Source organism: Exilispira thermophila (genome assembly GCF_055389015.1).
In genome coordinates, this window is record NZ_AP042476.1 from 2,948,193 (window position 1) to 2,969,770 (window position 21,578).

General features: G+C 23.4%; 17 protein-coding genes. 16 read left to right on the top strand and 1 reads right to left on the bottom strand.

Annotated features, from left to right (window positions below; all coding sequences use genetic code 11):
- The first annotated feature begins 76 nt into the window (after nt 1–76).
- The 12 genes from purM to ACZ5EC_RS12625 all read left to right on the top strand — a co-directional run bounded on the left by purM (nt 77) and on the right by ACZ5EC_RS12625 (nt 18,221).
- Nucleotides 77–1,081 carry a phosphoribosylformylglycinamidine cyclo-ligase gene (gene purM / locus ACZ5EC_RS12570; protein ID WP_464302828.1) on the top strand — a complete coding sequence of 335 codons (1,005 nt, stop codon included), beginning with the start codon at nt 77–79 and terminating at the stop codon, nt 1,079–1,081.
- Nucleotides 1,082–1,174: 93 nt separating this feature from the next.
- Entirely contained in the window at nt 1,175–1,828 is a 654-nt protein-coding gene (gene purN / locus ACZ5EC_RS12575; RefSeq protein WP_464302829.1) for a phosphoribosylglycinamide formyltransferase, read from the top strand.
- A 45-nt stretch (nt 1,829–1,873) separates the two neighbouring features.
- On the top strand, nt 1,874–3,805 hold the full coding sequence (locus tag ACZ5EC_RS12580) for a hypothetical protein (protein WP_464302830.1): 1,932 nt from the start codon (nt 1,874–1,876) through the stop codon (nt 3,803–3,805).
- 45 nt (nt 3,806–3,850) lie between these two features.
- Nucleotides 3,851–5,182 carry a phosphoribosylamine--glycine ligase gene (gene purD, locus ACZ5EC_RS12585; RefSeq protein ID WP_464302831.1) on the top strand — a complete coding sequence of 444 codons (1,332 nt, stop codon included), beginning with the start codon at nt 3,851–3,853 and terminating at the stop codon, nt 5,180–5,182.
- A gap of 70 nt (nt 5,183–5,252) precedes the next feature.
- Nucleotides 5,253–7,064, top strand: a complete 1,812-nt coding sequence (gene guaA, locus ACZ5EC_RS12590) for a glutamine-hydrolyzing GMP synthase (protein WP_464302832.1) — start codon at nt 5,253–5,255, stop codon at nt 7,062–7,064.
- Between the two features lie 91 nt (nt 7,065–7,155).
- Complete coding sequence (locus ACZ5EC_RS12595; RefSeq protein WP_464302833.1) at nt 7,156–8,376, top strand: MFS transporter; 1,221 nt, start codon at nt 7,156–7,158, stop codon at nt 8,374–8,376.
- Nucleotides 8,377–8,736: 360 nt separating this feature from the next.
- Nucleotides 8,737–8,934 carry a hypothetical protein gene (locus tag ACZ5EC_RS12600; protein ID WP_464302834.1) on the top strand — a complete coding sequence of 66 codons (198 nt, stop codon included), beginning with the start codon at nt 8,737–8,739 and terminating at the stop codon, nt 8,932–8,934.
- Between the two features lie 215 nt (nt 8,935–9,149).
- The gene (locus tag ACZ5EC_RS12605) at nt 9,150–10,628 is read left to right on the top strand and encodes an amino acid kinase family protein (RefSeq protein WP_464302835.1); all 1,479 of its coding nucleotides are present in this window, start codon (nt 9,150–9,152) and stop codon (nt 10,626–10,628) included.
- On the top strand, nt 10,628–12,028 hold the full coding sequence (locus ACZ5EC_RS12610; protein ID WP_464302836.1) for a homocysteine biosynthesis protein: 1,401 nt from the start codon (nt 10,628–10,630) through the stop codon (nt 12,026–12,028). The genes ACZ5EC_RS12605 and ACZ5EC_RS12610 overlap by 1 nt, the downstream gene beginning before the upstream one ends.
- Before the next feature lie 140 nt (nt 12,029–12,168).
- Complete coding sequence (locus ACZ5EC_RS12615) at nt 12,169–13,002, top strand: UPF0280 family protein (RefSeq protein ID WP_464302837.1); 834 nt, start codon at nt 12,169–12,171, stop codon at nt 13,000–13,002.
- A 228-nt stretch (nt 13,003–13,230) separates the two neighbouring features.
- The gene (locus ACZ5EC_RS12620; RefSeq protein WP_464302838.1) at nt 13,231–14,226 is read left to right on the top strand and encodes a methylenetetrahydrofolate reductase; all 996 of its coding nucleotides are present in this window, start codon (nt 13,231–13,233) and stop codon (nt 14,224–14,226) included.
- Nucleotides 14,223–18,221, top strand: coding sequence for a homocysteine S-methyltransferase family protein (locus ACZ5EC_RS12625; protein WP_464302839.1), 3,999 nt, complete (start codon nt 14,223–14,225; stop codon nt 18,219–18,221). Before ACZ5EC_RS12620 ends, ACZ5EC_RS12625 begins: the two co-directional genes overlap by 4 nt.
- Before the next feature lie 94 nt (nt 18,222–18,315).
- Here the strand turns inward: ACZ5EC_RS12625 and ACZ5EC_RS12630 are convergent, their stop codons facing one another.
- Nucleotides 18,316–19,299 carry a GNAT family N-acetyltransferase gene (locus tag ACZ5EC_RS12630; RefSeq protein WP_464302840.1) on the bottom strand — a complete coding sequence of 328 codons (984 nt, stop codon included), beginning with the start codon at nt 19,297–19,299 and terminating at the stop codon, nt 18,316–18,318.
- 368 nt (nt 19,300–19,667) lie between these two features.
- Here ACZ5EC_RS12630 and ACZ5EC_RS12635 point away from each other — a divergent pair, with 368 nt between their 5' ends.
- From ACZ5EC_RS12635 to ACZ5EC_RS12650, 4 genes are all read left to right on the top strand, one after another.
- The gene (locus ACZ5EC_RS12635; protein WP_464302841.1) at nt 19,668–19,802 is read left to right on the top strand and encodes a hypothetical protein; all 135 of its coding nucleotides are present in this window, start codon (nt 19,668–19,670) and stop codon (nt 19,800–19,802) included.
- Nucleotides 19,803–19,822: 20 nt separating this feature from the next.
- Nucleotides 19,823–20,380, top strand: a complete 558-nt coding sequence (locus ACZ5EC_RS12640; RefSeq protein ID WP_464302842.1) for a hypothetical protein — start codon at nt 19,823–19,825, stop codon at nt 20,378–20,380.
- A gap of 9 nt (nt 20,381–20,389) precedes the next feature.
- Entirely contained in the window at nt 20,390–21,055 is a 666-nt protein-coding gene (locus tag ACZ5EC_RS12645) for a hypothetical protein (RefSeq protein WP_464302843.1), read from the top strand.
- A gap of 145 nt (nt 21,056–21,200) precedes the next feature.
- Nucleotides 21,201–21,509, top strand: a complete 309-nt coding sequence (locus ACZ5EC_RS12650; protein ID WP_464302844.1) for a cupin domain-containing protein — start codon at nt 21,201–21,203, stop codon at nt 21,507–21,509.
- Nucleotides 21,510–21,578: the final 69 nt, after the last annotated feature.

A 21,578-nucleotide genomic window follows, 5' to 3' on the forward strand; every position in this document is an offset into this window, starting at 1 on the left:
TTTATATATAAAAAATGTTTAATATATAAAAATTATATTTTTAGGATTATAAATTATAATATAAGGAATGATGTTTATGAATGATTTTGATTACAAAAAAAGTGGGGTTGATATTAACAAAGCAGATTCAGTGATTAAAAATTTAAAAGCAAATATAGGTGGAAGTATTGGGTTATTTGGTGGAATTTTTGATCTTTCAGAGATTTTAGAAAAATATTCTAAACCATTATTGGTTTCATCAACTGATGGGATAGGTTCTAAATTGGTTTTATTAAAAAAACATAAATTATGGAAGATAGCTGCTATTGATCTTGTTGCAATGAATTTAAATGATATAGTATGTCTCGGTGCAAAACCTATTTTTTTTATGGATTATATAGGTACTCATTCATTAAATGTAGAAGATACAACATTGTTTATTAATTATTTAAATTCAATTTTAAATAAATTTAATTGTAAACTTATTGGTGGTGAACTTGCTGAATTACCTCTAATTTTTAGAGATGGGGAAGTTGATATTGCAGGATTTGTTGTAGGTGTAGTTGAAAAAGAGGATTTATTGTTAGAAAGAGATATTGAAGAAGGAGATAAAATTATAGGACTAACTTCAAATGGAATCCATTCAAATGGATATTCACTTGTTAATATGTTATTAGAAAACAAAAAAATAAATTTTGAAGACAAGTTAATAGCACCAACAAAGTTAATAGTTGATCAAACTTTATCAATATCAAAGTTAATTAAAGCAGCAGCACATATTACAGGAGGAGGGATTCCTGGTAATTTAAATAGAATTATTCCTGATGGGTATATTGCCAATATTAAATACAATATTGAAATACCAGAAATATTTAAAAAAATTATGAATGCTGGTGTAGCAATAGAAGAAATGTTTAATGTTTTTAATATGGGGATTTCAGCAGTTTATATAGTTTCAAAAGACAATATAGAAAAAGTAAATAATATCTTAAAAAATTTTGGAGAGAGACCAATTTTATTAGGAGAAATAGTTAAGAATCAATCTTCAATGGTTGGAAGGGTAATTCGCTCTAAAGATAATAAAGTAAGAATTTATTTATAATGTTATTATTTTATAATATAAAGATTTATTGATATTATTAAAAATATTTAAACATTTTTTTATTTAAATATATAGGAATTACAGGTAATTATTATGGAATATTATGGTAAAACAAAAAATATTTTGATTTTAGCTTCTGGAAATGGTTCTAATTTTGAAGCGATTGTAAAATATTTTAATAAAAAAGATTTATATTATAAAAAATTAAACAATAATAACAATAACAACAATGAACAAAAAAAGGAAAGCATTTATAAATTAAACTTTTTCCTTATTTCTGAAAATAAGGATGCTTATGTTTTAATAAGAGCAAAAAGGCTAAATATTAGTTCAATGATTATTGAATGGGATAAAAATGATAGGTCAAAATTTTTTAAAAAGCTTGATGAATTTTGTAATAAGTTTGAACCTGAACTAATAATACTTGCAGGTTTTATGAAAATTATACCTGATTTTTTTATAAGAAAATATTATCCTAAAATAATAAATATTCATCCTTCTTTACTTCCAGCGTTTAAAGGTCTTAATGCAATCAAGAAAGCTTATAAATATGGGGTTAAATATACAGGGATAACAATTCATTATGTTAATGAAGGAGTGGATACTGGTCCTATTATTGATCAATTTGCATTTAGAATTAATAAAAATGATAATCTGGAAAAAATAGAACAAAAAATTCATAAACTTGAACATAAAAATTATTCAAAGGTTATAGAAAATATTTTATTTTGTAATGAGGAAGAGTGAAATAATTAAAACAATATATAAAATATTAATTTTAAAGGATAAAAGATGAAAAAAGATAAAATTATTAAATTTAAAAATTTAAAAGAATTGAGAAAGAGAAAACCCATAAAAAATGCAATTATAAGTGCTTACAAAAAAGAAGGGATTGAACAATTTGCTGAATTTTTGCAGGAAATCGGTACAAAAATATATTCTACAGGAAATACTGCAAAATATTTAAAGAATCATGGAATAGAAGTAAATTTAATATCAAGTATTACTAAATATCCAGAAATTTTAGATGGTAGAGTTAAAACATTACATCCAGTTATTCATGGTGGAATACTTGCAAGGAGGGATAATCCTGAAGATATGAAAATTATTGAAAAGTTGGAAATCCCATTGTTTGATTTAATATATATTGATCTTTATCCTTTTGAACAAAAATTAAGAGAAAATATCCATTTTACAGATATTGAGGAGTTTATTGATATTGGTGGCCCTACAATGTTAAGAGCTGCTGCTAAAAACTATAGGGATGTTGTTCCTGTTATAGATAAAAGTGATCTTTCAACTATTCAGTTTGAGTTGATTTATAAAGGGAAAATTTCTAAATTTATTAGATTAAATCTTGCAAGAAAAGTTTTTAATTTTACAGCTTATTATGATAGTTTGATCCATTCATATTTTTCAGAAAAAATTAATATTGAATTACAAAAAAGTAATGATTCAATTGAAGAGTCTCATTTTATTAGTGATAGTACATTTAATAAAGATGAAAACAGTATAGAGTTGTTGGATGAAAAAATTGGTGAAGATAAAATTTTAGCAGAATTAGATTCTAATAAATTAATAAATAAGTTTAAAATTTCAGAAGATAAAAATTATAAAGATTTAGAATATAGAAATTATATGAAAAATGAATTTAGTTTTTTAAATTCAAGATATTTAACCATACCATTAAAATTGAAAATGAAGCTACGATATGGGGAAAATCCTCATCAAAAAGCAAATTTCTATATAAGAGGTGACCAGGAAAGTGTATTTGAAAATTTTGAACAGATTCATGGGAAAGAATTATCTTTCAACAATATAAAAGATATTGATGTTGCATGGAAAGTTGTATCTGAGTTTGATAGAAATTCTAATTTTAATTTTAAAGTTGCCTGCTGTGGAGTTAAGCACAATACTCCCTGTTCAATTGCTCTTGGAATAGATACTGTAAATGCTTTTTCCAAAATGTATATGGGAGATTCGATTTCAATTTTTGGAGGGATAGTTGCTTTTAATAGTGTTGTTAATAAAGAAACTGCAGAAAAGTTATCAAAAATTTTTTTAGAAATCATTATTGCTTATGATTTTACAGAAGATGCTTTAAAAATATTGAAAAAGAAGAAAAATTTAAGATTACTTAGATTGAAAGATAAAATTAAAATTAAAAAAAATAATATGAAAGGGGAAAATTATTTTTATAATAGTTATAATATTGACATTACTTCAGTAAATAATGGTTTATTAGTACAGAGTGAAGATAATAAATTATTGAAAAAATTTGAAAAAGTTACTAATTTTGATAATAATCGCATTGATGTAGATGCTAAAAATAATTCAGAATTAAGAATTAAAACAGAGCTTGAATTTGCATACATTGCAGCTAAATATGCAAAATCCAATGCAATAGTAGTTAGTTCAAATTTTATGACATTGGGAATAGGATCTGGACAGCAGAATAGAATTAATGCTGCAAAAATTGCACTGGAAAATGCAAAAGATGTTATGAACAAGTTTAATCTTAAAAACAATAAAGAATATAAAAACCTCTACCTTGCATCTGATGGTTTTTTCCCATTCAATGATGTGGTTGAATTGGCTGGAAGATACAAAGTTAAAGCAATAATTCAACCGGGTGGTTCAATAAGAGATAAAGATTCTATTGAATTAGCAAATAAATTGGGAATATCTATGTATTTTACAGGACAAAGGCATTTTAAACATTGATGAAAAATAAATAAATAATAAAAAAATAGAAATTGGAGACTAAAAATGAAAGTTGTAGTTATAGGAAACGGTGGAAGAGAAAGTGCAATTTGCTGGAAATTATCTAAGAGTAAAAATGTCGATAAAATATATTTTATTCCTGGAAATGGAGGAGAAAGATTTATAGATAAATGTGAAAATGTAAATATTGAATTAGATGCTAACAATGGATTTGATTCATTGGTTTCCTTTTTAAAAGAAAATGATGTTGGTCTAACAGTTGTAGGACCTGAAAAACCATTAGTTGAAGGAATTGTTGATATTCTTGAAAAAGAAAATTTAAAAGTATTTGGCCCCAATAAAAATGCAAGTAAATTTGAAGGAAGCAAAATATATGCAAGGCTTTTTAATAAAAAGTATGGGGTTTCTATACCTGAATTTAGAATAATAAAAGATTCTGTTGATAGTTTTGAAGTTGTAGAAGATTTTACTTTTCCATTAGTTGTTAAAAAGGATGGATTAGCAGCTGGAAAAGGGGTTTTTATTTGTGAAAATGAGGATAATTTTGATGAAATACTTTTTAAACACTTTTATGATATGAGTTTTATGGAAAAATTAGAAAAAGATCCTGATAGCGTTAAAAATATTTATCTTAATTTTAAATCTGATTTTCTTGTTGAAGAATTTATAAAAGGGTATGAAACATCAATATTAGTTTTAATAGATAAAAATTATAACTACATCCCCTTAATTTCTTCAATGGATTATAAAAAGGCAAAAGATAATGATAAGGGTTTAAATACTGGTGGAATGGGATCAATTGCTCCTCACCCATTTTTAAATGAAGAAGTATATAATAAATTTATTGAAAATATTTTAAAACCAACAATTAAAGGTATGAAATCAGAAAATTTAATATATCAGGGAATATTATACTTTGGTATTATTATTAATAATAATACTCCCTACTTGCTTGAATATAATGTTAGGTTTGGTGATCCTGAAACTCAAAGTATCCTACCATTATTGGAAAATGATTTATTACAATTATTTTTAGATACAATTGAAGGCAGGTTGGATAAAGTACAATTGAAATGGAAGAATAAACATTCCTGTACAGTTGTTTTAGCATCAGAGGGATACCCTGAAAATTATGAAAAAGGGTATGAAATTAAGTTTGATAAAGGAAGTGAAACAGTTGAAATTGATGATTCTTTTATATTTATTGCTGGTGCAAAAAATAAAAATAATAAACTTATAACTGATGGTGGTAGAGTTTTAGCAATAACATCTGTTGATGTTAGTTTAGAAAAAGCAAGATTAAAAAGTTATGAATTTATAAAAAATGTTAATTTTAAGAATATGTATTATAGAAAGGATATAGGTTTACTGAGGTAGTGAAAGCATATATTTTTATATATGATAAAAAAAATATAATCAAAAATTATTGTTTTATGGTGGTTAAAATATGGAAAAAATATTGATAGTTGATTTTGGGTCTCAATATACAAGATTAATTGCAAAAAAAATCAGACAATTTGAGGTTTATTCTGAAGTTATTTCTCCTGAGGAATTTAATGAAATTTGTGGATTGTTTTTCAACAATAATTATGATTTGAATGATGTATTTGATTTATATTATAAAAAAAGAAATAATCTTGAAAATTCTGAAAATAATCAAAATAAATATAAAAATCTAAAAAATAAAATAATTAAAAAAAGATATGAATATACTAAAATAAATAATAAATCAGATACAAATATTAAAAAAAATGAAAAAGCAAATAAAGACAATAAAACAAATGATAAATTAGAGAAAAATATAGATAAAATTAAAGGGATAATTTTATCAGGTGGTCCTGGTAGTGTTAATGAGGAGAAATATCCTGAAATTGAAAGATTTTTAAAATACATTTCAGATTCTAATTCAAATTTTTTAACTCCTTTATTGGGTATTTGTTATGGAATGCAACTAATTGCAAATTCTCTATCGGGGAAAGTGAAGAAAGGTAAAATAGCTGAATATGGTAGTACAATTATAAAAATAAAAGAAGATAGATTAGAAAATAATCAAAGTATATTTCATAATATTTTAAATACTGGTGAAACAACATTGAATGTATGGATGAGTCATGGTGATAGTGTAGAAAAAGTTCCACAAAGGTTTAATATATCAGCAGTTTCTGATAATGGAATTATTGCAGGGTTTGAGAATACAGATAAAAAGATATATGCTTTGCAATTTCATCCTGAGGTTCATCATACAAAAAATGGTGATAAAATAATCTCAAATTTTATTTTTAATATTTGTAAGTGTGGAAAACAGTGGAATTTGAAATCTATTGTTGATATTGAAATTAAAAAAATGCGTGAAACTATTGGAAATAATAAAGCAATTATTGGATTGTCTGGAGGGGTTGATTCTTCTGTAGCTGCTGTTTTAGCATATAAAGCTATTGGAAAAAATTTGAATGTTGTATTTGTTGATCATGGTTTGTTAAGATATGATGAAGTAAATGAGGTAAAAAAGATATTTACAAAATTGCTGGATATAGACCTGACAATAGTAGATGCTAAAAGCACTTTTTTTAAAGCTTTAAAAAATATTGTTGATCCAGAACAAAAAAGAAAAATTATAGGAGAAAAATTTATAAGAGTGTTTGAGGAAGTTGCTAAAAAGGATAATGATGTCAAATATTTAATTCAGGGAACAATTTATTCTGATATAATTGAATCTGCAGCAAGTGGGAAAAAAACTGTAAAAATAAAGAGTCATCATAATGTTGGTGGTTTACCAGAACACCTAAAATTAAAAATAGTTGAACCTTTAAAATCTCTATTTAAAGATGAGGTAAGAAATATTGGAAAGTATCTTGGTATTCCTGATTCTATTTTAAAAAGGCATCCATTTCCAGGACCAGGGCTTGCTATAAGAATTATTGGAGAAGTAACAGAAGAAAAAGTGAAGATTCTTCAATTGGCTGATAAAATATTTATTGATGAGCTAAAAAATACCGGTTGGTATGATAAAATCTGGCAGGCATTTGTTGTTTTAACTTCAGTCAAAAGTGTAGGAGTGGTTGGTGATAACAGAAAATATGGTTATGTTGCTGCATTGCGTGCTGTTAACAGTACTGAAGGGATGACTGCTAATTGGAGTAAAATTCCTTATGAAATCCTTGAAAAGATTTCTAATAAAATTACCAATACCATTCCAGAAATAGGAAGAGTTGTGTATGATATAAGTTCTAAACCTCCTGCAACAATAGAATGGGAGTAGAAAAGAAGTAATAAAACCTGACTGCAAATAATTGTTAAGAAAATATTATTTTATTTTTGTAAAAATTTAATTTTCTATTAAATAATAATTAATGAAAAGGAAAATAATAAACCTTCAATTTAATCAAGAACAAAAAAATGTATTTTTTCTTTTACTTATTAGTGGCTTTTCTGATGGTGTTAGTGAAGGTATATTGATACTTCAAGAAACAATAGCATTAAAAGCATTAAAAGCTTCAAAATTCCAGATCTCTTTAATTTCAGTTATAATGTTCTCAACACTTATTTTTTCACTTTTTTTTACATCGTATTTAAAAGGAAAACCCAAAACTAAAGTTTTAACCTTTGCTCTTATTGGTGGCAGATTAATTTTCCTGTTTAGTTTTATAATAAAATCAACAAATTTGTACCTTGTTTTTCTATTTTTATTTTATTCAACTTATTCAATTTCTTTTCCAGTTATTAATATGTTTTATCAAAGACATTTTCCTTATAAAAGAGGATTCGTTTTTGGTGTTTATAGAATGATTTTAATGTTATTAACAATGGTTATGTCTGTAATAGCAGGTAAGGTACTTGATATAAATCCTTTAAATTACAAAATAATCCTATCTTTTGTAGGTATTTTTTCATCTACCTCTTTTATTGCATTAATTCTAATAGATAGAAAAACTAATTATCCTGAAATCAAATCTAATCAAAATATTAGTCATAAGCATAATTTCTTAGAAAATATAAAAGAGATAATAAAAGTTAAAGATTTTCTTGTTTTTGAAGCATTATTTATGACATATGGTTTTGGTTTTATGATAATTCAACCAGCAATTCCTGTTTATCTAATAAATATATTGGGATTTTCATATTCACAGATGGCATATGCAAAAGGTGTTTTTGCAATGTTATTTAGAACTTTGCTTTTCCCTTTTGTAGGTCTTTTTATAGATAGGGTTAAACCATGGAGAGTAGGAACATTTGCATATTTTACAATAATATTTTTCCCATTGCTTTTAATTTTTTCAAAATTTTTACCAGATAAAAGTTTATGGGTTTATCTTGGGTTTTCATTTTTTTCTCTGGCTCTAACAGGACTTTCATTTATGTGGAATCTTGGTTCAATTTATTTTGCTAAAAATAAAGAATCAAGCACTTTTCAGGGGTTTCATGTAACTTTGACAGGGATTAGAGGATTGCTGGGTCCTTTATTTGGGTTTGTTTTAATAACTTATTTTGATGTAATGGCTAATTTTTATGCAGCAATAATATTATTTTTTGTTGCAGGAGTTGGGACTATTTTATATAAATGGGAAAAATAATAAAATTTTACTTGACGAATTTAAAAAAAAGTTTAAAAAATATTCAAATTTAAAGCCATATATTTTAGTTTAAGAGAATAAAAATAAGTTGTGAATAATATTAAAAAATAGCTCATTTATAGTAATTAAATTTTATTTATTATAAATAAAAATAATAATATTAGTAAATATTGTTTAATTATTTTAATGTACGATTTTAATAGTTTAGTAATTTTTACAATAATTTATTAATTAATATAAATTAATTAATATAAAAAATTTAAAATTAAATATATTTAAAATTAAATATATTTAAAAAATTTTATATTTATTATATAACCAAAGTAAATGTAAACAAAAATAAAACAAAAGGGGTTTAAGATGAAAGCAAAAGTCCCTAAAGTAACGAACTTGTTTTTTTATTTTGTTACGGTTTTAATCACAGTTTTAAAAGTTTTGCTAAAAACTTTAGCTTTTTCCAATGCAACTTTATTAATTTCAAAAATTGTTCCTGTAACAATTAACAAGATTCTTAAATCTTCAATTCTTATCAATTCAGATAATGTCATGTGGCTCTAGCCAGATAATTTAATCCTTTTATTTATCAATTAAATGATTTTTTAATCTAAAAATTTTAATAATTTTATAAGTTGCTTTTATAATAATAGTTTTTTATAATTATTTAATTGATTGATTGCTTAATTAATAACTATTTATTGTTTTAAAATCAATATTAAAAAAACAAAATCATAATAATAAGTGAAAAATTATAAAAATTGGAAACAGGGGGTTTTATGAATACAATAGTACTAAAATTTGGTGGGTCAGTATTAAGAAAAATAGAAAATTTTCAAAAAATTATAAAGATAGTAAATAATTATAAATATGAAAATATAATTATTGTTGTTTCAGCAATTAAAGGAGTAACTAATAATCTGATTACTATAATAGATAAAATTTTTAAAAATCAACCTTATCTAAAGGATTATCTTAATTTAAGTCAACTTCATAATCAATTTATAGAAAAAATAAAAAATAAAAATCTTAGAGAAAAAATTAAAAGTGATTTAAATTTTGTATTAAATGAACTTTTTAAAAATTTACTGATTTTGGTATCGAATTATAAAACCAATACAATAATACAAATTAATGATCTACTTGAAAAAATTTTAGTTAGTGGCGAAAAGTGTTCAGCCATAATTATTAATGGATATTTGCAGAATGAGAAAATTAGATCAAAAATATTATATCCAGAAAATTTGAAATTATTTACAGATGGGGAATATTTTAATGCTAAAATTTCTATTAACGAAAAAGAGACTTTAAAAATTAGAAAAAAAATATTTTATGAATTGTCAGGTACAGATAGTTCAAAATCAAAAAAGATTATAATTGTACCAGGATTTTATGGTATAACAAGAACTAATAAAATTAATAGCTTTGGAAGAGATGGAAGTGATTATACAGCATCTATTTTAGGATCAATATTAAAAAGCGAAAGAGTAGAATTTTATAAAGATGTTGATGGGATTTGCACTTACTCACCCCAATTTACTTTAAAAATAGATAAACCCTTTATAAAAAACAAAAATTATTCAGTTATCAATAAAATTAGATTCGTTTCAGCTTTTAAACTTGCAAAGTATGGAGTTAAAATTATTTCAAGAAAAGCATTATTCCCTTTAAAATTTTCAAACATTCCAGCAGTATTTGTGAATTTTGATAAATATTTTATGGATAAGAGTTATAAAAACACAATTATCTATTCGTTTGAAAAAAAATATGAAGATAAGTATTTTGTCATAACTACTTTAGATAATGTAATTATGATAGAAAAAAATACAATTAATAGAGAATCTTTAATTGACTTTAGAAAATGGATTAAAAATTCGAATTATGAAATTCTGGATTCTACCAGGAAATATTATTTTTTGAAATTAAAAAATTCATTGCTGGCTAATATAAATTCATCTACTAGTTTATTTCCAATTAAAATTTATAAGACCACAAAAATGATTTCAATTTTTACAAATAATGAAAAAATTAATTTAAAAAATTTATCTAATACAATTAAAGATAAATTTTATTCATTTAATTTAAGGTTTCAAACTTCAAAATATGGGATGATAATGTATCAAAAACAGGATAGTTTGCATATCTGCCTGTTTTTTAAAAAAGAAAACCTTTTTATAGATGATAAAGAGTTTTTTAAAAGATTTTTAAGTGAAATTATAAATATTAATTATGAAAATTATTTAAAAAGGAGTGTGTAATGAAAAAAAATAGAACTTATGAAGAAATAAATGAAAAAATAAAAAGTGGAAAAGCGTGTGTATTAACAGCTGACGAGGTTTCAAAACTTTCAACCCATTTGTCTTCAGAAGAAATTTTTGAAAAAGTCGATGTTGTAACTACAGCAACATTTTCACCAATGTGTTCAAGTGGTCTTTTTATAAATTTTGGAAATACAAACCCTCCAATAAGGATACAAAAAGCTTTTATAAATAATGTACCAGTTTTTTGTGGATTAGCAGCTGTTGATGCATATATTGGTGCAACTACTTTATCAATAAGTGAAAAAAAATATGGTGGTGCATTTGTAATTGAATCACTTGCAAAAGGGGAAGATGTTTTTTTAAGAGCTTATTCTGACGGTACAGATTGTTATCCTTCAAAATTTGTTGAAACCTATATAAACAAGGAAACTGTAAATGAAATGATTCTTTTTAATCCAAGAAATGTTTATCAAAATTATCCTGCAGCTACAAATGGGAGTGGAAAGAAAATTTATACATATATGGGAATGTTATTACCAGAATATGGAAATGTTAAATATGCAACGTCTGGTGAGTTAAGTCCATTAATAAATGACCCTGAATTGAAAACAATAGGGATAGGTACAAAGATTTTCCTTGCAAGTGCAAAAGGATATATTGCTTTTAATGGTACTCAATACAATACAGATATAAGAAAAAATGATAAAGGAATCCCTATTGGAGGAGCAAGAACACTATCACTTGTAGGAAATTTCAAACAAATGAATCCAGAATACTTAAAAGCAGTTTATATAAAAGGGTATGGAGTTTCATTGTATGTTGGAGTTGGTATTGCAATTCCAATTTTAGATATTGATATGGCAAAGAGAGTTTCTATAAAGAATAAAGATATTTATACAAAAGTATGTGATTATAGTATTCCTTCAAAGCCTGTAGTAACAATTGTAAATTACGAGCAGTTATTTAGTGGTAAAATTGTTTTAAATGGCAAAGAGGTGAAAACATCAACTGTTTCAAGTTTGAGTAAAGCTAAGAAAATTTCTAATGAATTAAAAAAATGGATTGAAAATGGTAAGTTTTTATTATCACAACCTGTTGAATCTTTACCAGTAGATCAAAAAATGAAAAAATTAAAAATCAGAAATAGAAAAAAAACAACTATAAGAAAAATAAGTGAAATTAAAGAGAGTAAAAAAATATATTTTAATCAATCTGATTGTATTAATTGTGGAAGTTGTATATCTACTTGTTCTTCAAATGCTTTGTTTTTTGATAAAAATAGAATATTAAAGTTTAATCCAGATTTATGTACAGGTTGTTTCAATTGTGTTGATTCATGTTTTTTAAATTTATTTGTAAAAAAAGAAGAAGAGAAAGTAAGTATTAAGTTTGAATAAAAGATAAAATAAAGATATTTAAAAGAAGAAAAAGTAGGTACTTAGATTTAATAAAGATAAAATAAAAATATTTAGAAAAAGAAAAAGTAAGTATCTAATTTTGATAAAGGGTAAATAAAAATATTTAGAAGGAGGTGGATGTGGAGGACGGGAGTAAATTAACTAAAAATAAAAATGAATTTTCTAATATATATACTTCTTATAGATTTTATTCTTATAGATTTTATAGAGATTTTATATCAGGATCCCGTTTTATTAAATTTAATATTATTTATTATGAAAGTGACCTTTTAATACTTTTACCTTCAAATATAGAAGAAAGTAGATTGAATCTTATTAAAATTGAAATTAAAAAAGAATTATTAAAAACATATCAGACTATCAGGAAATATTGCTTAGATAATATGGATTTTTTGTATTCTTTAAAACCTGTTAATATTTTAAATGGCGACCCTGAGATTATTAAAATTATGAAAAAAGTATCTTTTGCTACAAATGTAGGGCCGATGGCTGGTGTTGCAGGAGCAGTTGCTTATTTTATAATAAAAAAAATACTAAATCTTGGTGTAGAGGAAGCAATTGTTGAAAATGGAGGAGATATTGCGCTTTTTGTAAAATCACCAATCAATATCTTACTTTTTTCAGGATCAAGGTATTTTAAAAGTTCAATAGGTATAAAGTTTAATAAATTAAATAAAATTTATGGGATTTCTACCTCTTCAGGGAAGTTTGGACATTCAAAAAGTTTTGGAAATGCTGATTCTGTTACAGTGATATCTCAATCACCAGTATTTTCAGATTCTTTTGCAACAGCTATTGGAAATAAAATTAAAAATGAAAAGGACCTTTATAAGGTTGATAAATTAAAATATAATAAAGAATATATTGATGCGATAATTGCTGTTTATAAAGACAAACTTTTTAAAAAAGGTGATGTTGAGCTTATATTTAGTAATAGCGGTAATGGGATATAATTAAAACATAATTTTAAAAATATAATATGTGAAAAAAATAAAAATGAAAGAGTAAAAACGAAATGATTTCTATTAACATTATAAAGAATATCTATACACAATAAAAAATTAGTAAAATTAAAAAAAATTAAGTTATTAAACCCATTTAATTTAATAAAAACTTTAAAAAATTAAATAAAAATAAAAACTTTAAAAAATTAAATAAAAAAAATTAAAAAGGAAATTTTTATGAAAATAATAGAATTAATAGATAAAGATCAATTTTTTATTTCTTGTGAAATTATTCCTCCTAAAAAAGGATTTTCTCTGGATAAAATTTTAAAAACAGTGGAACATTTTGCAAATATAGATGTCAAATTTATTAGTGTAACAAAGCATCAACCAAAAATAAAGTATATTGAAAAAGAAAATAGTATAAAAAAAATAATTTTTACAACAAATCCAGGAACAGTAGGTCTTGCTGCTGCTATTAAAAGTAGATTTGATATTGAACCTATTCCCCATGTAATTTGTGGGGGAAATAATAAATTTGAAATAGAAGATATTTTAATTGATCTGGACTATATTGGGATAGAAAATATTTTTGTTATTAGAGGTGACCCTGTTAATGGAAAGAATACTTTCATACCAGAAAAATATGGTTATCAATTTGCATATCAATTGGTAGAACATATTAAAAGATTAAATAATGGGATATATACAGGGGATGTTATTTCAAAAATTGATAATACTGAAAATACAGTAATTCCATATCACAAAACAAATTTTTGTATAGGTGTTGCAGGATATCCAGAAATGCATTACGAATCGTTAAATATTCATGATGATTTTAATAATCTTATTAATAAAATAAATGCTGGAGCTGATTATATTATAACACAAATATTTTATGATCCAAATGTTTATATTAATTTTGTAAATAGATTGAGAAAATACAAAATTAATATTCCTGTAATTCCAGGTATTAAACCAATAATCAAATATAAAAGTTTAAGAAAGCTTGTATCAACATTTAAGATAAAAATTCCCCAAAAATTGGTTAAACTTCTTGAAAATGCAAAAAGTGAAAGTGAAGAGGAAAAAGCAGGAATAAAATATATTCATAACATGATAGAGAAGTTAATGGATTTTGGTATTCCAGGACTTCATTTTTTTACTATGGGTTCCACAGATACATCTATAGAATTTATAAAACAATTTTCTGCCTCAAGGAGGTATGTATGAGTAATGATAAAGGTTTCAACAGAGATTTTAGGAAAATAGCTGAAGAAAGAATACTTGTATTTGATGGTGCAATGGGAACCCAGATAGAAAATTATTTAAATGATTATGATATTACATTTAATTCAGGTTGTGCAACATGTATAAATTTAAATGGTAAAAACAATTATAATAAAAAAATTGATAAAAATTTAAAAATTAAAAGTATTATAAATTTTGATAGTGAGTATAAAAAAAGTTATGATAATAATTACAATAATGAGGATACTGGAGATTTTAATAAGAAAAGTATAATAAAAGAAAATATAAAATGTAATGAACATATTAATTTGATTTCCCCATGGATAATTGAAGAAATCCATGGGAAATATATAAAATCAAGAGCTGACATTATTGAAACAAATACATTTGGGGCTCAAAAACTTGTATTAAAAGAGTATGGACTTGAAAAAAATACTTATGAAATAAATAAAAAAGCTGTAGAAATTGCAAAAACAAGTATTAAAAAATATTCAAAAAATAAAAAAGTATTTATTTCAGGTTCAATTGGACCGGGTAAGAAACTTCCATCTTTAAATCAGATAACATATAACGAATTGTTTGATTCCTATGTGCCTCAGATTGAGGGGTTGGTGGATGGAGGAGTTGATATTTTACAAATTGAAACTTCACAGGATATATTACAGGCAAAAATTGCATATCAGGTTATAAAATACATTTTGAATAAAAAGCGGATAGATATTCCAATTTTTGTACAGTTAACTTTTGAAAAGTCAGGAAAAATGTTGCTGGGAACTGATGTTGATGCTGTAGTATCTGCTTTTTTAGATCTTGATATTTATGCTTTAGGAGTTAATTGTGGAGTTGGACCTGCTGAATTATATGATGTTTTAAGAATATTTAGAAATAAAAGCCCTTTTAAACTGGTTATAATTCCAAATGCTGGACTACCGGAAATAAAAGATGGAAAAGTTTATTACAATATGGAACCTGAAATATTTTCAAATATCATGATAGACCTTGTAAAAAAATTTTCACCTGAATTTGTTGGAGGGTGCTGTGGAACTGAATATGAGCACATAAAACTTTTAAAAGAAAAATTAGAAAATAATGGATTGATTAATTATTATAAAGAGAATAAAAAAAATGTTAACAAAGTTAAATATGAGAGTTGTTTTTCATCGTTATACCAGTCACAAAAAATAGATGTAGAATTAAAACCTTTAATAATTGGAGAAAGGGTTAATGCAATAGGAAGTAAAAAGGTAAAAGAAGCACTTTTAAACAATGATTTTAATTCGATAGTAGAAGTAGCTTTAAATCAAGAAAAGGAGGGAGCTCACCTTATTGATTTAAATTTAGCATATAGTTCAAGAAATGAAATTGATGATATTAAAAAGATCTTACCAGATATCATTAAATTTGTAAAGATTCCTTTATGTATAGATACAACATCAATTGATGTAATTGAGTATGTTTTAAAAAATTATCCTGGTAAATGCCTTGTTAATTCAATGAGTTTTGAAAATTTTGAAAAAGGGGCTAAAATTTTAAAACTGGTTAAAAAATATGGAGCAGGTGTTATTTGTTTAACTATTGACGAAAAAGGACTTGGGTTTGAAATTGAAAGAAAAATTAAGATAGCAAAAAGGATTTATGATTATGCTGTTAAAAAAATTGGACTAAGACCACAACAATTAATATTTGATCCCCTTACTTTTTCTATTGCAGTTGCTGATGATAAAGGTAGAAATCTAATTTTAAACACACTTGAATCAATCCCTGAAATTAAAAAGCAATGTAAAGGAAGTTTTGTAAGTTTAGGAATAAGTAATGTTTCTTATGGGTTACCTCAAAATTTAAGAAAATATATAAATTCTGTAGTTTTAAAGTACGCTATTGATAGAGGATTGGATATAGCAATAATCTCTGCAAAAAAAATTGTATCCATAAATAATATTGAAAAAAATATTTTAGAAATGATTGAAGAAATTATTTTTAATCTTGTTAAAAGAAAAGATTTAATAAACAAACTTATAGAAAAATTTGATAAAAAAGGAAAAGAAAAAAATGAATTTTTAGAAATAGATACAAAACAAAAATTAAAACAATTTATAATTAATGGGAAAAAGGAAGGAATAGAAAATCTGGTTGAAAAATGTATAGAGGACAATTCTGCAAGAAAAACATTGGATATTTTATTAGATTCTATGAAAATTGTAGGGAACTTATTTGAAGAGGGAAAAATATATCTTCCTTTTGTTTTAAGATCCGCAGAGGTTATGAAAAAGGCAATTAAAATTTTGAAACCTTATTTATCAGAATCAGTTGGTGGTATTGAGAATAAATCTAGAATTCTATTAGCAACTGTAAAAGGGGATATTCATGATATAGGTAAAAATTTAGTTGGTATAATCTTAGAAAACAATGGAATAGAAATAATTGATCTTGGTGTAAATGTTAATAATAATAAGCTTTTAAATACAATAAAAGAAAATAGTATTAATAATATTGACTTTATTGGTTTAAGTGGATTATTAGTAAAATCTGCATTTGCAATGAAAGATACATTGTTGTTTTTAAATGAAAATAATATAAAAATACCTGTAATTGTTGGTGGGGCTGCTTTAACAAAAAGTTATGTTGAAAATGAACTTAATCCAATTTATAATGGTAAAGTTTTTTATGCAAAAGATGCATTTTCTGCCTTAACTATAATAAGGGATACTAAAAATAACAAGAAAAAGAAGATAAATAATTATAATACAGGTTTAATAAACAATGAAATAACAAATAATAAAATTATGGAAAATAAAAAATCAAATAATAAAAAAATAAATAGTAAAAAATTGAATAATAAAAGAATAAATAGAATAAATAATATAATGATAAATAATGAATTAATAAAAAATAACATAATGAATAATGAAATAGAAAATAATAGAGTAATTAAAGATATAATGATTAATAATGAAATGAAAATTAATAAAAAAAATTATAAAAACAATAATAATCAAAAATTTAAGATTAAAGATATATCAGAAAAAGATGATATTAAATTAATTAAAAGGAATATTAAAAACTATATTAATGACAAAGAATATAAAACTAATAATAAAGAAAAATTAATTAAATATTCACAAAATATGGTAGAATTTAAAATAGATGAGCTGGTAAAATATTTGAATAAAAATGTTCTATTCTATCAAAGATGGGAACTTAAAAAATATAGAAATTTAAATCAGATGGGGGCTTATCTTGAAAAATACATAAAAATGATTTCTGATTTTAAATTTAAAGGTGTTTTTGGTATTTTTAATGTAAAAAAATATAAATCTGGAGTACTAATTTTAGGGGATTATGATGAAAATACAGATAAGAAATCAAAATATAACAATAAAAAATCAAAATATAACAAAATTGAAAATAATAAAACAAATACAGGAATAAGAAAATTAAATACTAATATATCTAATGATATAGAAAGATATGTCTTTTTGGACTTTGGAAGAAGAAAAAATATAAAACCCTCTTCACTAGCGGATTATATGTATGATGAAATTGATATATTATCACTTTATGCTGTAACAGTGGGATATGAAATTGATCAATTTTTAAAAAATTTTCATAAAAAGAGTAAATATTTTGATTATTTCATGTTGTATGGTTTGCTGGCTGAAATTGTAGATGGTGCTGCTGATAGAATTCAAGAAATTATTGAAAATATAGTTTATAAAGAGGAAAAAAATATTGTAGAAACTAAAAAAAATAAAATTAAAAATGAAATGAAAGTTGAAAAATTTAAAGCAAAAAGGTATAGTTTTGGTTATCCTTCCTGTCCTGACCTTGAACAACAAAAGAAGCTAATAGATATTTTAGATGCACAAAAAATTGGTATAACTTATACAGAAACAGGTATGTTAAACCCAGAATTAAGCACAGCAGGATTTTTAATCTTTAATCCAGAAGCACAGTATATTAATATAAATGAGAATTAAATTTATTAGTAGAAATTATTAATATTTTATATCAAATAGATATTAATAAATGATATATCTAATGGATATTAATAAATAATATATCCAATATAAATTAATAAATCATATCTAATGAGTACTCATATACAAGAACATCTTTTTTGTCAGACAATTTTCTGAAACCTAAATGATTAAATGTATCTATTAGAAATTTATCATCAGATACCATAGATTCAAAAATTATTGTTTTTATTTTTTCCGGGTTTTGCTCGTTAATATTTTTTTCTATTATGTTTAAAAGTTGAAATAATAATGATTTAGCTGAAATTATTTCTTTTGAAATTAAAAATGGTATTTTTATCGTAATTTTATCACCCATATTATCAAAGTGGTATAATAAAAAACCATCTTCAGGATTTTTAAAAGATATTATTTTATTCAAATTTAAAAATTTCTCTTTAATAAGATTTTCATTAAATGGATAAATTTTCCATCCAATTGGGAAGAATGGATAAGAATAATCCATAAATTTTGATTTTTTAATTATACTTAAAATAGTTTCTGTAATTTTTTTGTTATATGGACTTTTTGAAATATCATTAATAAAAAAGTTATTTTTATTAAATTTTTTTAAAAATTTAAAGTGGTTTATAAATTGTTCCTTATTAAATTCAAGATTTCTATAATAATAACTTTTTACAAGTTTTGCTCCCATTTTTTCATTTGATTTAATAGATGCTATATTATCAATATAAGTTGAAAATCTAACAGAAGTAATTTTTTGTTTTCTTGAAAGGGCTACAACTTTGTTTAAATAGTACCTAATAAGTTCTTTTGCAACACCATGAACTTTACAATCTGGATCTTTTCTCAATCCTTCAAACCATATATCGGTTTCAGTTAAAAATGTGAGTTTAGCACAACCTATAAGTTTTTCATCATAAAAAATTGCAGTAAATTCCCCTTTTTGGTCTTTTATCCATTTATCAAAATAATAAGGTAAATAGTCATCACCTTCCCATATTTTAGATGAAATTCTCAAAATTTCACTTTTGTATTCTGGAAGCATCTTTTGAAAAGTAATAATGTTTGGACCCATAGTCTTTTTCCTTAGAATTTTAAATATTTAAATAATAATGGCTATAGGGATTATTAATAATGTTGCAATTTAAATATAACAAAAAAAATAATTAAAATAAAGAAAAAAAAGATATGAAGTAAATATAATATCACAACACAATATAAAAAATATAAAAAGTAATGTTAAAGTATAATGTTATTAATTGTGGTTATATATAAATTTAATATAATATGATAGAATAATATTAAAATATCATTTTTATAGGTTATAATAATAAAATTGAGGAAAATTAAATTTTAAATTTTAACAATTTTATTTGTAATAAATATAGTGTATTTAAGTCTTCTATATAAAAAAATAGAAAAATAAATAATTAAGGATTAAAAATGGGTTTTTTAAAAGGAAGAAATTTTTTTGAAATTTTAGGAACTATATTTGTAAATCTATTTTTTTTTGCAATTTTTTTTGGATATCTTTTTGATATAGCAGAGTGTTTTGTTTTAAATAAAGAAATTTATTAAAAGTTAATAGGGAGATAATTATGTTTTATAGAGAAGGTGATAAAATATTTTATGGTTTTAATGATATTTCTGAATATTTTTATAAATTTTTATTAAATATAAATTTCAATTATCCTGAGTATCTTGAGTTTAAAAAAAATAATAAAAGTTTTCATATTTCAATAGCAAGTCAGATGCTATGGGATTATTTTGAAAAATTTGTCCAAAAATATGATAAAAAATATAAAAAAACTATAAGAATAAATAAGAATTCTTTTAAATATAAATTTGGTTTAATTTCTGAATCTATTAAAGATTTTTTATTGATAATTTATATAAATATTAAAATTGCATTATTAAATCTGTTTATTAAGGACAATAATAGTTCTAACTTTTTAGATGAAGAAAATATTTTTAGCATCAAGAATGGAAAAATATATCTTTATAATAATGATGTAACAACTCAATTTTATGATTTTTTACTTTCATTAGAAAATGAAAAAGATAAAACTTTTGATTTTATTTATTCAGGCAATCTTTTTCATCTTGGTATTATAGACAGTAAAGAAGTAGAAGAAATAGTAAAAATTTATAAATAGAGAAATGATATGAAAAGATATAGCAAATTAACTTTAGGCGACATATTAAAAATAATTATCTTATATATAGTTTGGGGCTGGTGGATTGTTGGATTTGTAATAGGAATAATTGAATTTATTTCTTTTATCTTTACTGGAGATTATATTACAATTAAAGATTTTAATAAAATTGTTTATAATATTAAAGTAAAAAAAGCGCATGAAGTAGTTTATAATGTGTATATTGAAGCATTAAGAAATAATTTATATATAAAAAAAGAAGGATTTAAAGGAGAAACAGAATTAATAGATAAAACAAAGGTAATAAAATTAATTAAAGAATTAGGATATGAAAAAGTTACCCTTTTAGCAATTTCAGACTATGTAAATCATTCACTTGTCTATACAGATGATAAATATCGATATGGGCTATCTGATAAGATTGGTTCTCTAAAAGAAATAATTGAAATTGGTAGGGGTGATTGTGATGACTATGCTTTAACAGGTATAAGGATGAAAGTAATTCATTTATACGATTATAGTCCATTTTATAGCTCGAGTTATAATAGTAATGCTCACTTAACAACATATTATAAAGGAAAAGTTTATGATTATGGTAAAGTTTACACAATTGAAGAAGTTTTAAAAAAGTATGAGTTGGATAGTTATAAAATAGAAAGACTTTATTTTAAATGAAACTATTAAAAAATAGATAAATAATAGTTCGAAATAAATAATAATATAAAATTAAAAAAATTGGTTTTAAAATTTAAAAATTATAATATAATTTAATTAGAGAAATAATTAACAATTAGAATAAAAAATGTTGGTTGGAGGATTTATGTATATAAATATTGAAAATTTAAAGAACAATATGGAAAATGACAATTTTATTGCTAAAAAGCTCCTGGAAGGTGATAAAAATGAACTTGTATATTTAGAAATAAAACCATTTAAAAAAATTGATAAACATTCAGTTAACTATAATACAATCTTTTATGTTCTTGAAGGTGAAGGAATTTTTGTTGAAAAAGAGGAAGAATTCGTAATTAAAAAAGATTCTGTTATTAAAAGTAAAATAGATACACCTCATTCAGTTACAAACACTAAAGATATTCCTTTAAAAATATTGGTTGTTAAGTTTAAATAAAATAACCTTTAATAAATACAAAAATTTTTCTGTAAGAATGTGTCAAAATATTTATCTTTATATATAAAT

Bases quoted from the DNA above. Each gene is read 5' to 3' on its own strand.
- ACZ5EC_RS12595 (WP_464302833.1), top strand. From the start codon at position 7,156: ATGAAAAGGAAAATAATAAACCTTCAATTTAATCAAGAACAAAAAAAT.
- ACZ5EC_RS12610 (WP_464302836.1), top strand. From the start codon at position 10,628: ATGAAAAAAAATAGAACTTATGAAGAAATAAATGAAAAAATAAAAAGT.
- ACZ5EC_RS12620 (WP_464302838.1), top strand. From the start codon at position 13,231: ATGAAAATAATAGAATTAATAGATAAAGATCAATTTTTTATTTCTTGT.
- guaA (WP_464302832.1), top strand. From the start codon at position 5,253: ATGGAAAAAATATTGATAGTTGATTTTGGGTCTCAATATACAAGATTA.
- ACZ5EC_RS12650 (WP_464302844.1), top strand. From the start codon at position 21,201: ATGTATATAAATATTGAAAATTTAAAGAACAATATGGAAAATGACAAT.
- ACZ5EC_RS12605 (WP_464302835.1), top strand. From the start codon at position 9,150: ATGAATACAATAGTACTAAAATTTGGTGGGTCAGTATTAAGAAAAATA.
- ACZ5EC_RS12625 (WP_464302839.1), top strand. From the start codon at position 14,223: ATGAGTAATGATAAAGGTTTCAACAGAGATTTTAGGAAAATAGCTGAA.
- ACZ5EC_RS12640 (WP_464302842.1), top strand. From the start codon at position 19,823: ATGTTTTATAGAGAAGGTGATAAAATATTTTATGGTTTTAATGATATT.
- ACZ5EC_RS12645 (WP_464302843.1), top strand. From the start codon at position 20,390: ATGAAAAGATATAGCAAATTAACTTTAGGCGACATATTAAAAATAATT.
- ACZ5EC_RS12630 (WP_464302840.1), bottom strand. From the start codon at position 19,299: ATGGGTCCAAACATTATTACTTTTCAAAAGATGCTTCCAGAATACAAA.
- purM (WP_464302828.1), top strand. From the start codon at position 77: ATGAATGATTTTGATTACAAAAAAAGTGGGGTTGATATTAACAAAGCA.
- purN (WP_464302829.1), top strand. From the start codon at position 1,175: ATGGAATATTATGGTAAAACAAAAAATATTTTGATTTTAGCTTCTGGA.
- ACZ5EC_RS12600 (WP_464302834.1), top strand. From the start codon at position 8,737: ATGAAAGCAAAAGTCCCTAAAGTAACGAACTTGTTTTTTTATTTTGTT.
- ACZ5EC_RS12580 (WP_464302830.1), top strand. From the start codon at position 1,874: ATGAAAAAAGATAAAATTATTAAATTTAAAAATTTAAAAGAATTGAGA.
- ACZ5EC_RS12635 (WP_464302841.1), top strand. From the start codon at position 19,668: ATGGGTTTTTTAAAAGGAAGAAATTTTTTTGAAATTTTAGGAACTATA.
- purD (WP_464302831.1), top strand. From the start codon at position 3,851: ATGAAAGTTGTAGTTATAGGAAACGGTGGAAGAGAAAGTGCAATTTGC.